The sequence below is a fragment of the Rhizobium sp. NLR22b genome (assembly GCF_019685295.1).
GTDB lineage: Bacteria > Pseudomonadota > Alphaproteobacteria > Rhizobiales > Rhizobiaceae > Rhizobium.
Genome location: NZ_JABDWM010000012.1, coordinates 24,463 through 37,036 on the forward strand (window position 1 = coordinate 24,463; position 12,574 = coordinate 37,036).

Genomic DNA, 12,574 nt, shown 5'->3' on the forward strand with positions numbered 1-12,574 from the left:
CTGTAACACTATGAGAGGCGTTTTGCCGGGGGTGAAAACCTGCAGTGCCGGCGATTTGACATTCCATCACTCCCCACTAATTCACACTTGAAAATGAAGGAAACAATGAATGAATACTGCGCTGCCTGCCGCGAAAGCCCGGACCGGAGTGTCCGGTTTGGATACAATTCTGGCGGGAGGGCTTTCGGCGGGCCATGTGTTCCTCCTCGAGGGAAATCCGGGAGCAGGCAAGACCACCATTGCGCTGCAGTTTCTGATCGAAGGCGCACGGCTTGGCGAACAGGGGCTCTACATCACCCTTTCCGAAACCGAGAGCGAATTACGGGCGGGTGCGGCGTCGCATGGCATGGTGATCGACGGCAATATCGAGGTCTTCGAAGTCGTGCCTCCAGAAAGCCTGCTGGACTCCGACCAGCAGCAGAGCCTGCTTTATTCGTCGGATCTCGAACTGGGCGAGACGACGAAGGAAATCTTCGCGGCTTTCGAGCGGGTAAAGCCACAGCGCGTCGTGCTCGACAGCCTGTCGGAAATCAGGCTGCTTGCGCAAAGCTCGCTCCGCTATCGCCGGCAGATCCTGGCGCTCAAACATTATTTTGCCCGGCAGGGAGCGACCGTCCTATTGCTCGACGACCTAACGTCCGACGTACTCGACAAGACGGTGCACAGCGTCGTGCACGGTGTCATCCATCTCGAGGAACTTGCGCCGAGCTACGGCTCCGAACGCCGCCGTCTGAGGGTCGTTAAATATCGTGGACAGGCCTTCCGAGGCGGTTATCACGATTTCATCATCCAGACCGGCGGCGTCATGGTGTTTCCGCGCCTGGTCGCCGCCGAACACAAATCGACTTACCTCCGCGATCGGATTTCCTGCAATATCCCGAAACTGGACCTTCTTTTAGGAGGCGGCCTGGAGCGAGGTTCCAGTACCCTCATCCTCGGTCCTGCCGGCACAGGAAAAAGCACTTTTTCGTTTCAGTTCCTGGCAGCAGCGGTTGCGCGCGGCGAGAAAGCGGCGGCCTTCATTTTCGACGAGGAGCTCAGTCTGCTCTTTGCCCGGCTGAAGGCATTTGGAATGGATCTCGAAGCGATGAGGGACGCGGGCCAGGTCCATATTGAACAGCTCGATGCCGCCGAACTGTCGCCGGGCGAATTCGCCCACCGCGTGCGGGACTGCGTCGACAAGTCGAATGCGAAAACTGTCATCATCGACAGCATTAACGGTTATCAGGCTTCGATGCCGGATGAGAATTCACTGATCCTTCACATGCATGAATTGCTGCAGTATTTGAACAGGCAAGGCGCCAACACCTTCCTCACCGTTGCCCAGCACGGGCTGGTCGGTGACATGAAGGCACCTGTCGACGTTACCTATCTCGCCGATACCGTCATTCTGCTGCGTTATTTCGAGGCTGCCGGAAAGGTGCGCCGCGCCGTCTCCGTGATCAAGAAGAGGACCGGCTTTCATGAGGATACCATCCGGGAGTATCGCATCGACAGTTCCGGCCTGACGTTCGGAGATCCTCTCGTCGGGTTCCAAGGCGTCCTTCGTGGCGTTCCCGAATTCATCGGAACGTCGGCGCCGCTCCTGTCGACCGATGGCGGGGATGGCGGCGATTCCTAATTCCGGCAAACCGAAAGCATTGATCTACACGCCCGCCGGCCGTGATGCCTGGGTGGCGGTTTCGCTGGTCGACGAGGCCGGACTGGCCTCGATCGCCGCCGCCGACCTTTCCATGTTTGCGTCGTCGCTCAGCGATGACATCGCGCTTGGTGTCCTGACGGAAGAGGCCGTTCGCTCGGGCGACCTCAAGCCGATCGCCGCCTGGGTTTCGGCCCAGCCGAGCTGGTCGGACCTGCCGTTCATCGTGCTCACCACCCGCGGCGGGGGGCCTGAGCGAAATCCATCCGCTGCCAGGCTTTCCGAGGTTCTCGGCAACGTCACCTTCCTGGAGCGGCCGTTCCATGCGACTTCCTTCATCAGCATCGCCCGTACCGCGTTGAAGGGGCGCCTGCGCCAATATGAGGCGCGCGCACGGCTCGAGGCTCTGAGCGAAAGTGAGCGGCGATTGCAGACGGCGCTCGCCGCCGGCCGTCTCGGGGCGTGGGAGCTCGAACTATCGTCGATGGCATTGTCCGTCTCGGCGACGTGCAAAGCCATCTTCGGCCGAGAGCCGGATGAGGAGGTGACGTACGACGAGCTGATTGCAAGCATTCATCCCGGCGACAGGGATCTCGTGCAGGCGCGCCTGCGCCAGACGATAGACACCGGACGCGACTATTCGATCGCGCACCGGACGATCTGGCCGGATGGATCGCTGCATTGGACCGAGGTTCACGCGCAGCTCTATGCAGGCAAATATGGCTCCGCCAGGAAACTCGTAGGCGTCTGCTCCGATACCACCGCCCGCAAGGCGGCCGAGGAGAATCTGAGACGTCTCAACGAAAACCTCGAAGAACGCGTCAGGGAGCGGACCAGAGAGGTCAACGCCGCCCACCAGACACTGCTCGAAGAAGTCGCCCAGCGCGAGAGAGCCGAGGAGCAGCTTCGCCAATCCCAGAAAATGGAAGCGATCGGCCAGCTCACTGGTGGCGTCGCGCATGATTTCAACAATCTGCTGATGGTAGTTCTCGGAAATCTGGAGCTGCTCGGCAAGCACGTTGCGGGAGATGCCAAGGCCACACGTCTGGTGGAGGGTGCGCTCCAGGGTGCACGTCGGGGAGCGGCGCTGACGCAGCGCCTGCTGGCTTTCGCCAGGCAGCAGGATCTGCAGGTCAGGCCCGTCGATCTGGCCGAGCTCGTCTCCGGGATGAACGACTTGCTACGGCGCTCGGTCGGACCCTCGGTCAGCATCGAGACCCTCCTGCCGAATGGGCTGCCGCCGGCGCTTGTTGACGCGAACCAACTCGAACTGGCGCTGCTCAACCTTGCGGTCAATGCCCGCGATGCGATGCCGGAGGGGGGAAGGCTGTCCATCTCGCTGCGCGAGGAAGAGGTCGTCGGCAATGGCGCCGATCTCGGCGAGGGGGCCTACCTCGTCTTGGCGGTGGCCGACAGCGGCACCGGCATGGACGCGGAGACGCTGAAGAAGGCCGTCGATCCGTTCTTCTCGACCAAGGAACTCGGAAAGGGCACGGGTCTGGGTCTATCGATGATCCACGGACTTGCCGTTCAGCTCAATGGCGCACTCCTTCTGAAAAGCGAGCTTGGGGTGGGAACGACCGCCGAGTTGTGGCTTCCGGCGACCGAACGGCGCCCCGTGCTGCTGGCCGAGGCGGAGCTCTCCGTCCCGCAGGCCGCGTCCAGACTGAAGATCCTTCTGGTCGATGATGATGCCTTGATCGCCATGAGTTCGGTCGACATGCTCGAAGATCTCGGCCACGAGGTCATCGAGGCAAATTCCGGCTCGCAGGCGCTTGATCTGATCAGGAGCGGCCAGCCTTTCGATCTGATGATCACCGATTATTCGATGCCCGGTATGACCGGCGCACAGCTCGCTGAAGCCGCGCGGGACATCCTGCCAGCGCTGCCAATCGTGCTGGCAACTGGCTATGCCGATCTACCCGCCGGCACCGATATCGATCTTCCGAGATTGGGAAAGCCCTATAATCAGGCGCAGCTTGCCAAGGAAATCAGCAAGGCGGTGACAGGCGAAGCGGCGCCGGGTCTCAGATGTGGCAGCGGCGCCGGTGCTTCAGGGCCTCGCCCGGCCAAGGCCGACGACCGCTGCGATGAAATCGGCGATGGCGCCCGTATCGTCTAGATCGAAGACGGGCAGGGCCGTATCCCCGACGGCATGATCGGCGGCGATGGCGCAGATATTGGGATCGCTCGGCGCCAACGCTTCACGATTGGCGGCCTCCAGGCGGCGAGCCTCGATCTTCGGGATCGGCTCGCGCTTGTAGCCTTCGATCAGCACGAGATCGCAGGGGGCGAGACGCGCGAGAATCTCCTCGAACGCGGGTTCGGGCGCGCCGCGCAGCTCATGCATGATGGCATAACGCGTGCCGGAGACGATGGTGACCTCGTGGGCGCCGGCCTGGCGGTGGCGGTAGCTGTCGGCTCCGACTCTGTCGATGTCGAAATCATGATGCGCATGCTTGATCGTCGAGATCCGGTAGCCGCGGCGGGTGAACTCCGTCACCAGCCGGACGGCAAGTCCTGTCTTGCCCGAGTTCTTCCAGCCGGCAATGCCGAAGATTTTCGGTGCGGTCATGTGCGCAGGGCCTCCAGCCAGCGTTGCGCCTCGATGAGATCGTCAGGCGTGTTGATGTTGAAGAAGGGGTCGAGCAGGCTGGCGCGGGTCGGATGCAGCGGAAAGTCCACTTCCGTAACGTCATGCCGCAACAGGAAGTCGCGCACGCGGCGTTTCTCGTCGGTAGCGATCCAGGCTTCCAGATCGGCTGCCAGTGTCACCGGCCAGAGACCGAAGACGGGATGATAGCGGCCCTCGGAGGCGGCAATGGCGATCTGCGACGGCCGCGCCAGGGCTGCGGCCAGGCGGGCGACGAGATCGGTGGGAAAGAACGGGCAATCCACCGAGACGGTGACGACATGGGTAATCGCGGGAAGGCCGGCGCCGTAGACTATGGCCGCGTGGATGCCGGCCATCGGCCCGGCCTTGCCAGGAATGCGGTCGGGAACCACCGGCACGTCATCGGCGACTGCGTCGGCGTTAACGGCAACGGAGATGACCTGCTGCGAGAGACGGAGCAGTACATGGCGAAGCAGGCTCTCGGTTCCGAGCATCACCTCCGCCTTGTCGCGACCCATGCGTTGCGAGCGGCCGCCGGCCAGCACGACGCCTGCTATATCGGATCTGTCGAGCGGGAATTCAGTCATCATCCTGCCTCAAACCGGTGAGCGCGGCGCCGATTCCTGCGCGATCGGAGGCACGCGGCGCTTGGCTTCACGATAGAACGTATAGAGGCCGGAAGCGATGACGATTGCGGCACCGAGGAGCGTCCAGTTGTCAGGTACTTCGGCGAAGAAGAAAAAGCCGAGCAGCGAGGAGAAGATCAGGCTGGTATAGCGGAAGGGCGCGACGAAGGAAATTTCCCCGGTGCGCATGGCGAGGATCACCGACTGGTAACCGACGAGCACCAGCACCGAGGCAAGCAGGAGATGTCCAAGGGAGGTCGCGCTGACCGACTGCCAACTGCCAAGCACGGGAATGAGAAGCGCGCCGAAAAAGGAGATGGAGGTCGCGGTGATGACGGTGATCATCAGCGAGGGAATCTTCGGATCGATGGAGCGGGTAGCGAGATCGCGGCCGGCCGTCGTCAGTACCGCGCCGACGCAGAGCAGGGCGGCAGCGGTGAATCCTTCCGGTCCGGGGCGGATGATGATCATGACGCCGACAAGACCGACTGTTATCGCCGACCAGCGCCGCCAGCCGACGGGCTCGCGGAAGAAGAGCGCCGCACCGAAGGTGACGACCAGCGGCAGCGATTGCAGGATCGCCGAGGCATTGGCGATCGGCATCATGCCGAGTGCGGTGATATAGGTGACGGCGGACAACATCTCACAGATGATGCGCAGGATGATAACCGGCTGCAGCACGACACGCCAGGAGCGCAGAGCGCCCATTTTCCTGGCGATCAGATAGACGAGCAGGCTGGTGAAGAGGCCGCGCAGGAACATGATCTCGCCGGCATTCATATAGGCGACCACCGATTTGGAGAGGGCATCGCTCGCGGAAAAGCCGGCCATCGCCATGCTCATATAAATGGCGCCCTCAGTATTGCGTGACCGCGGCATGAAGAGATTCCCTTACCTGTGCGCCCTTTCTTAGTCGGGAAGATACATGAAGGGAATCGGATGAATGTCACACCTGGGATAAATCGATGGTGCGCTGCACAACGCTGCTGACGTAACGGCAGGCGCTTATGTGGAAACTACAGCAAGCGGCGGTTTTGTCTGGTGAAACCGGCATGTCGATGCGGCGATCCCGACGAAACTGATCTGACCGAGACGATATGCCATCGGGGCCTTTGTTGTTGCGCGCAGGAACCGGGTGGCTGCAGCGCCGAATGTCTGAGATCTGGGATGCCTCAACAATCGAGGAGAACCGACATGACACTTCTGAACGGAAAAACCGCAATCGTCACCGGCGCAAGCTCGGGCATCGGCCGCGCGGCTGCCAAGGTCTTTGCACGGGAAGGTGCGAAGCTGGTGATCAACGGCCGGCGGCAGGATGCACTCGACGCCGTTGTCGCCGAAATCGAAGCGGAGGGTGGAGAAGCCGTCGCCGTTGCCGGCGATGTCAGGGACGAGGTGCTGCAGGCAAGGCTTACCGACATGGCGGTCTCGCGCTTCGGCGGGCTCGACATCGCCTTCAACAATGCCGGCGGTCTCGGCGAGATGGGGCCGGTTGCCGGATTGTCGCTGGAGGGCTGGCGCGAGACGATCGAGACCAATCTCACCGCCGCTTTCCTCGGCGCGAAGCACCAGTCGGCGGCGATGGGTGAGGGTGGCGGTTCGTTGATCTTCACCTCCACCTTCGTCGGCCACACTGCCGGCATGCCCGGCATGGCCGCCTATGCGGCGAGCAAGGCGGGGCTGATCGGCCTCGTGCAGGTGCTCGCCGCCGAACTCGGGCAGCAGAATATCCGCGTCAATGCCCTCCTTCCCGGCGGCACCGATACGCCCGCCAGCATCACCAATGCACCGGATGCAACGCCTGATCTGCTCGCCTTCGTCGAAGGATTGCATGCGCTGAAGCGCATGGCGCAGCCTGAAGAGATCGCCAATGCGGCGTTGTTCCTGGCGTCGGATCTGTCGAGCTTCGTGACGGGGACGGCGATGCTGGCGGATGGTGGGGTTTCGATCAGCCGGACGTAGGATGGGTGAGGGGGCATTTTGCCCAGGCAATGAAAGATGTGCCATGTGCCGTGCGCCCCCTCATCTGCCTGCCGGCATCTTCTCCCCGCTGGGGAGAAGCCGAATCGCGGCGGCGCCTCGCTCCATTTGAGACGTCGCGATAGGTGTGGCCACCGTGTGTTGCTCCCCCTTCGCCCCAGCGGAGAGAAGATGCCCGTAGGGCGGATGAGGGGGGTGAGGAGCGTCAGCGACGACGCCTTGAGCGGGAAGCCAAAGGCAGTGGCTGCTTCAATGCCGCCCCAAGGCCACCTAAGACATAATCAACCCGCCGTCGACATTGATCGTCTGGCCGGTGATGTAGGCGGCGTCGTCGCTGGCGAGGAAAGTGACCAGGCCGGCGACGTCCTCGCCGGAGCCGGCGCGTTTCATCGGGATGCCTTCGACCCATTCCTTCATCAGTTCGCCGGGGGCATAGTTGCCGAGCAGTTTGCCCCAAGCCTGGTCATTATAGGCCCACATATCGGTTTCAATGATGCCGGGGCAGAAGGCGTTGACGGTGATGTTTTCGGTCGCGACTTCCTTGGCCAGGCTCTGGGTGATGCCGACGACGCCCATTTTCGAGGCGGCGTAATGCGGGGTGTAGATGAAGCCGTCGCGGGCCTGGCCGGAGGCGGTGTTGATAATGCGGCCGCCGCGCTTTTGCTTGCGCATTCTTGCAATGGCCTCCTGGGCGCAGAGGAAGACGCCCTTGGTGTTGACGGCCATGACCTTGTCCCACTCATTTTCGGTCAGGTCCTCGACACGGGCGATGGTGATGACGCCGGCATTCTGGATCGAGACGTCGACAGTGCCGAATTCCTTTTCGGCCGCATCGTAGAGCGCTACGACGCTCGCCTTGTCGGTGACATCGCCCACGAAAGAGATCGCCTTACCGCCTTCGGTTCTGATGTGCTCGGCGACACCGTGGACCAGATCTTCATTGGCCGAGACGACGAGATTGGCGCCTTCGCGCGCAAAGCGCCTGGCGATCGCGGCGCCGATACCGCGGCTGCCCCCGGTAATGACGACAGTCTTTTGCTCAAAGCGTTTCATGGCTTTCCTCGCATCCTTCAATAGACGGCAAATGGGCGCGGCAGCGGCTGTCCGGCGTGAAGGGCGGGCAGACGACGATATTGCACGTCATCATGCCCGTTAGTCCCTTCAGCGCCTCGATCTCAGCCAGGGAGGGAGCGAGACCGTTCATATTCCAACTGCCGGCTTCTGATCGCATCACCAGCAGCAGAAACCGCCGTCGACGAGAAGATCGACGCCGGTTACAAAACTTGCTGCATTCGACAGCAGGAACACCGCCGGACCCACCATCTCGTCGACCGTTGCCATGCGCTGCATTGGCGTCTGCTCTTCGAAGAGCTTGGTCTGGTGGACCATTTCCGGACGGGTGTTCATCGGCGTTGCCGTGTATCCGGGGGAGATTGTGTTGACGCGAATGCCGCGGTCGACCCATTCCATCGCCAGGGATTTCGACATGTGGATGACGCCCGCCTTGGAGGCGTTGTAATGCGCCTGGCTCAGGCCGCGGTTGACGATCACACCGGACATGGAGGCGATGTTGACGATGGAGCCGCGTCCATTCTTCAACATGGCACGGGCCTCGGCCTGGCAGGACAGGAATATGCCCTTGAGGTTGATATCCATCAGCGTCTGATATTGATCTTCCTCCATCTCTTCCGCCGGGTTGGCGTTGGCGATGCCGGCAGCATTGACGGCAAGCGTCAGAGCGCCGAGATCGGCTTCGGTGCGTGCGACCGAATCTGCAAGGGAGGATTTGTTGGTAACGTCAGCCGCGATCTGGATCGAGCGGCAGCCGGCAGCGCGGATATTTTCAGCCGTCCTGGCCAGTCCGTCATCGGTCCGGCGGTCCAGCAGAGCCACGTCGGCGCCGCATTGCGCAAGGCCGATAGCAATTCGCTGCCCAATGCCGCTCCCGGCGCCGGTAACGATGGCAACCTGACCGCTGAGATCGAAAAGCTTAGGGGCGTTCAGAGTGATGTCGGACACCGCTCTTCCTTTCTCTGTCTGTTCAGAGCATTTCCGTTTTTCTTCGAATCTCGAAAAAGCTCTATATCTTTTTTTTTCACACAGTTCCTAACGCAAAACCGCTGCACACTTTTGCTGGAATTGCTTTAGATGGTAGCCAGTTCCATGACCGAAACGTCATTGGCCTGGTCACGATTGAGGATCCCCGCCTGCTTGCCTTGTGCAAGCACGAGAATGCGATTGGAGACGCCGAGAACTTCCTCGAGGTCCGAGCTTACGACGATGACCGCCACGCCCTGTTTGGCAAGATTGACGATGATGTCGTAAATGCCGGCGCGAGCGCCGACATCGATGCCTCTGGTCGGTTCGTCAAGCACGACGACCTTGGGATCGCGCATGAGCCACTTGGCGATCACGACCTTCTGTTGGTTGCCGCCTGAAAGGTCCGAGGCGTATTGCTCGGCACGGCCCTTGACGCCGAACTTGGCCACCGCCTTTTCCGCAAAGGAGCGCTTGAGGCGCGGTGTGATCCAGCCACCGCCCAGCTTGTCGAGATTGGCGTAGATAATGTTCTCGCTGATCCGGTGCCCGACAATCAGGCCTTGCTCCTTGCGGTCTTCCGGAACCATCACGATCCCCTTGGCGATCGCGTCCGCCGGGTCGCGCAGCCTGAGTTCCTCGCCTTCCAGCTTGATCGAACCGGCACTGATCGGATCGGCGCCCGAAATTGCGCGCACCAGTTCGGTGCGGCCGGCGCCGACCAAGCCGGCGATGCCGAGAATTTCACCGGCCCGCACCTCGAAGGTGACGTTACGGAAGGAGTCGTCCGGCGAGCTCAACCCGGAGACTTGAAGCACCGGACGATCTGTCGGAACGGGCAGGGTGGGGAACAAGCGGTCGAGCGGGCGTCCGACCATGCTCTCAACGATCGTTCGCACCGGGGTCGCGCTGTCGGAGAATTCCTGCACGCGCTCGCCGTCACGAAGAACGACGATGCGGTCGGTGATCTGCTTGATCTCTTCCATGCGGTGGGAAATATAGACGATGCCGACGCCTTCCGAGCGAAGCTTGCGAACCTGTTCGAACAGAGCTTCCGTCTCTGCGCCGCCAAGGGCGGCTGTCGGCTCATCGAGGATCAGCAGCTTTGCGTTGAGAGCCAGCGCCTTGGCGATCTCGATAAGTTGCTGATTTGCGGTGGAGAGGCCGGCGACCGTCCGCGTCGCGGGTATGTGAAGGTTCAAGCGGGCGAGCTGGTCTTGGGCCCGGCGAACCATCTGGGCACGGTCGACGGCGCCGTTCTTCATCGGCCAGCGTCCGATGAAGACGTTTTCTGCGATCGACAGCTGCGGCAGAAGCTGCAGCTCCTGGTGGATCAGGACAACGCCCTTGTCGATCGCTTCCCTCGGGGTGGCCGGGGCATAAGGTTGCCCCAGCCATGTCATCGATCCTTCGGAGGGCGTGCGGGATCCGGCAATGATGCCCGACAGCGTCGACTTGCCCGCTCCGTTTTCACCGAGAAGTGCAACCACTTCGCCCGGATAGACGTCCAAGCTGACATCCTTCAGAACTTGGAGCGGCCCATACCACTTGGATATGCCCCTCAGGGAAAGAACGGGATCAGTCACGGCACACCTCCTCAAGACCTACTTTATCAGGGATGGTTGGCGATGAAGCCTGCCACGTTTTCCTTGGTTGTCAGCGTGGCATCCAGGAGCTGGACCGGCGGCACCTTTTCTCCGGCGACAAGCTTGGCGGCATTTTCAACCGCATCGCGGCCCATCTTCTGCGTCTGCTGCGTCGCAGTCACGTTGAAGACACCTTTGCTGAGGGCTTCGAGCGCTGCGGTGTCGCCATCGAAGCCGCCGACCACGATCTTCTGCGACGGATTGGCGACCTTGATCGCCTGGGCGGCGCCAAGGGCGAGACCGTCAGCCTGTGCGAACACGATCGAAACGTCCGGATTTGCCTGCAGCATATTCTGCATGATCTGGAAGCCTTCGTCCTGGCTCCAGATGTTGGAGAACTGCTCGGCGACGACCTTGACATCAGGATATGCCTTCAGGGATTCAGCGCAGCCCTTCGAGCGATCAACTTCCGGCGTCGTGCCCTTCTGGCCATGGATGATGACCATCTTACCCTTGCCGCCGGCTTCCTTCAGAATGTAGTCGCAGACGGCCTTGGCAGAGGCGACGGAGTCCGTCGCAAGGAATGTATCGCCCGGTGCTCCCTCGGCGTTGCGGTCAACGTTTACGACCGGGATGCCGGCGCTCTTTGCGAGCTTGACCGGAACGGTCGCAGCCGCCGCACCGGCCGGAATGTAGATCAGAGCGTCGATTTTCTGGGTCAGAAGATCCTGGATCTGGTTGACCTGTGTCGGCCCGTCGCCCTTTGCGTCGACCGTGATGACTTCGATGCCGCGCTTCTTGGCTTCGGCCTCGACCGATTGCTTGATCTGGTTGAAGAAGTTTGCCTGAAGGTTGGCAACGGCGAGGCCGAGCTTCTTCAGTTCCGCCGCGTGTACGGGGCCAAGCATGAGGCCGAGCAGTGCAGCAGACGCGAGCATGGTGCGCGCTATTTTCATTGTATTTCCTCCGTTGTTTGATGGAACCCTCGGGTATGTCCTCCCCCTCGGGGTATTGATCCGTCCCGAAGCCCGGGGCGGAATTCCGGGTCCGCCAACGCGGCGGACCCCGCTCGTCAGGCGCGACGCCGCCGAATGGTCTCCGCGCCGACCGCAAGCACGATGACGATTCCGATGATCACTTGCTGAAGAAACGGTGAGACGTTGAGAAGGTTGAGACCGTTGCGCAGGACACCGATGATCAGAACGCCGATCAGCGTTCCGCCGATGCCGCCGGCGCCGCCGGAGAGCGAAGTGCCGCCAATGACGACCGCAGCGATGGTGTCCAGCTCATAGCCCAGACCACTGGACGGCTGGACGGAATCCAGCCGGGCGGCGAGCACGACGCCGGCAAGCCCCGCAAGGACGGCACTCATGACATAGACGCCGATCGTCACCAGCGGAACGTTGATGCCGGCGAGGCGCGCGACTTCGGCGTTGCCGCCCACCGCATAGAGCATCCGGCCTTCGGACCGAAAGTGCAGGAAAAGCCAGGCCGCAAGAACCACCGCCAGCATCAGAAAGACCGTGGCTGTCATGACGCCGAAATGGCGATCGATCGCCAGCATCATGAACCAGTCGGGGAAGCCGACGATCTGCTGGCCATCGGTGATCATGTTTGCAACGCCGCGGGCGGCCGACATCATTGCCAGAGTGGCGATAAAGGCCGGAACCCTGAATTGCGTCACCAGCAGTCCGACGATCAGGCCCGATACCGCCGAGGCGATCAGCGCAAAGGCGATCCCGACCGGCAGCGGCAGGCCGGCGACGTTGGCAGTCCAGCCCATGACCATCATCGCCAAAGCGAGTGCCGAGCCGACGGAGAGATCGATGCCGCCGATCAGGATGACGAAGGTCATTCCGACCGCCATGATGCCGAGAACGGTGATCTGGTCGAGGATGTTGAGGCCGTTTCGAACCGAGAGAAACGTGTCTGTGCTGACGCTCAGAAAGACGCACAGCACGAGCAGCCCGACGAGTGGGCCGGTCGCTCCCTTGAGCTTGCTCAACCACGCACCGGACGAAAGCCTGTGTTCATTGATATCGAGCGCCACCATTGCTCCTCCCTCTGCGTAGGCCTGTATCCGATATTTGTT

General features: G+C 61.7%; 12 protein-coding genes. 3 read left to right on the plus strand and 9 right to left on the minus strand.

The window, feature by feature from the left end:
* Positions 1-109 precede the first annotated feature (109 nt).
* Together HJC00_RS19540 and HJC00_RS19545 are read left to right on the plus strand one after the other, a co-directional pair.
* On the plus strand, positions 110-1,621 hold the full coding sequence (locus HJC00_RS19540; RefSeq protein ID WP_221164503.1) for an ATPase domain-containing protein: 1,512 nt from the start codon (positions 110-112) through the stop codon (positions 1,619-1,621).
* On the plus strand, positions 1,596-3,761 hold the full coding sequence (locus HJC00_RS19545; RefSeq protein WP_221155838.1) for a hybrid sensor histidine kinase/response regulator: 2,166 nt from the start codon (positions 1,596-1,598) through the stop codon (positions 3,759-3,761). Before HJC00_RS19540 ends, HJC00_RS19545 begins: the two co-directional genes overlap by 26 nt.
* On the opposite strand, the gene mobB is transcribed toward HJC00_RS19545, so the two are convergent.
* From mobB to HJC00_RS19560, 3 genes are read right to left on the minus strand one after another with little or no spacing between them, the layout of a single operon-like run.
* Positions 3,693-4,214 (minus strand): molybdopterin-guanine dinucleotide biosynthesis protein B, encoded by a 522-nt coding sequence (mobB, locus tag HJC00_RS19550; RefSeq protein WP_221164504.1) that lies wholly within the window; start codon positions 4,212-4,214, stop codon positions 3,693-3,695. The two genes, HJC00_RS19545 and mobB, sit on opposite strands and share 69 nt — an antisense overlap.
* Entirely contained in the window at positions 4,211-4,840 is a 630-nt protein-coding gene (mobA, locus tag HJC00_RS19555) for a molybdenum cofactor guanylyltransferase MobA (RefSeq protein WP_221164505.1), read from the minus strand. The genes mobB and mobA overlap by 4 nt, the downstream gene beginning before the upstream one ends.
* Positions 4,841-4,849: 9 nt before the next feature.
* A complete protein-coding gene (locus HJC00_RS19560; RefSeq protein WP_210631048.1) occupies positions 4,850-5,758 on the minus strand; it encodes a DMT family transporter in 909 nt (302 codons plus the stop codon).
* Between the two features lie 315 nt (positions 5,759-6,073).
* On the opposite strand from HJC00_RS19560, the gene HJC00_RS19565 reads away from it, so the two are divergent.
* Entirely contained in the window at positions 6,074-6,841 is a 768-nt protein-coding gene (locus HJC00_RS19565; protein WP_210631049.1) for an SDR family oxidoreductase, read from the plus strand.
* 288 nt (positions 6,842-7,129) lie between these two features.
* Here HJC00_RS19565 and HJC00_RS19570 read toward each other — a convergent pair whose 3' ends face one another.
* The 6 genes from HJC00_RS19570 to HJC00_RS19595 all read right to left on the minus strand — a co-directional run bounded on the left by HJC00_RS19570 (position 7,130) and on the right by HJC00_RS19595 (position 12,535).
* A complete protein-coding gene (locus HJC00_RS19570; protein ID WP_210631050.1) occupies positions 7,130-7,912 on the minus strand; it encodes a glucose 1-dehydrogenase in 783 nt (260 codons plus the stop codon).
* The gene (locus tag HJC00_RS19575) at positions 7,899-8,063 is read right to left on the minus strand and encodes a hypothetical protein (RefSeq protein WP_221164541.1); all 165 of its coding nucleotides are present in this window, start codon (positions 8,061-8,063) and stop codon (positions 7,899-7,901) included. Before HJC00_RS19575 ends, HJC00_RS19570 begins: the two co-directional genes overlap by 14 nt.
* A 26-nt stretch (positions 8,064-8,089) precedes the next feature.
* Positions 8,090-8,878: an SDR family oxidoreductase gene (locus tag HJC00_RS19580; RefSeq protein WP_221164506.1), complete on the minus strand. Its 789-nt coding sequence runs from the start codon at positions 8,876-8,878 to the stop codon at positions 8,090-8,092.
* 125 nt (positions 8,879-9,003) lie between these two features.
* Positions 9,004-10,482, minus strand: coding sequence for a sugar ABC transporter ATP-binding protein (locus tag HJC00_RS19585; RefSeq protein ID WP_210631052.1), 1,479 nt, complete (start codon positions 10,480-10,482; stop codon positions 9,004-9,006).
* Between the two features lie 26 nt (positions 10,483-10,508).
* Positions 10,509-11,438 (minus strand): sugar ABC transporter substrate-binding protein, encoded by a 930-nt coding sequence (locus tag HJC00_RS19590; RefSeq protein ID WP_003540275.1) that lies wholly within the window; start codon positions 11,436-11,438, stop codon positions 10,509-10,511.
* A 116-nt stretch (positions 11,439-11,554) separates the two neighbouring features.
* The gene (locus HJC00_RS19595; protein WP_097612907.1) at positions 11,555-12,535 is read right to left on the minus strand and encodes an ABC transporter permease; all 981 of its coding nucleotides are present in this window, start codon (positions 12,533-12,535) and stop codon (positions 11,555-11,557) included.
* Between the last annotated feature and the right edge of the window lie 39 nt (positions 12,536-12,574).

Excerpts from the sequence above, each read along its gene's own strand:
- HJC00_RS19575 (WP_221164541.1), bottom strand. The coding sequence starts at position 8,063 with ATGAACGGTCTCGCTCCCTCCCTGGCTGAGATCGAGGCGCTGAAGGGA.
- HJC00_RS19545 (WP_221155838.1), top strand. The coding sequence starts at position 1,596 with ATGGCGGGGATGGCGGCGATTCCTAATTCCGGCAAACCGAAAGCATTG.
- HJC00_RS19595 (WP_097612907.1), bottom strand. The coding sequence starts at position 12,535 with ATGGTGGCGCTCGATATCAATGAACACAGGCTTTCGTCCGGTGCGTGG.
- mobA (WP_221164505.1), bottom strand. The coding sequence starts at position 4,840 with ATGACTGAATTCCCGCTCGACAGATCCGATATAGCAGGCGTCGTGCTG.
- mobB (WP_221164504.1), bottom strand. The coding sequence starts at position 4,214 with ATGACCGCACCGAAAATCTTCGGCATTGCCGGCTGGAAGAACTCGGGC.
- HJC00_RS19590 (WP_003540275.1), bottom strand. The coding sequence starts at position 11,438 with ATGAAAATAGCGCGCACCATGCTCGCGTCTGCTGCACTGCTCGGCCTC.
- HJC00_RS19570 (WP_210631050.1), bottom strand. The coding sequence starts at position 7,912 with ATGAAACGCTTTGAGCAAAAGACTGTCGTCATTACCGGGGGCAGCCGC.
- HJC00_RS19565 (WP_210631049.1), top strand. The coding sequence starts at position 6,074 with ATGACACTTCTGAACGGAAAAACCGCAATCGTCACCGGCGCAAGCTCG.
- HJC00_RS19540 (WP_221164503.1), top strand. The coding sequence starts at position 110 with ATGAATACTGCGCTGCCTGCCGCGAAAGCCCGGACCGGAGTGTCCGGT.
- HJC00_RS19560 (WP_210631048.1), bottom strand. The coding sequence starts at position 5,758 with ATGCCGCGGTCACGCAATACTGAGGGCGCCATTTATATGAGCATGGCG.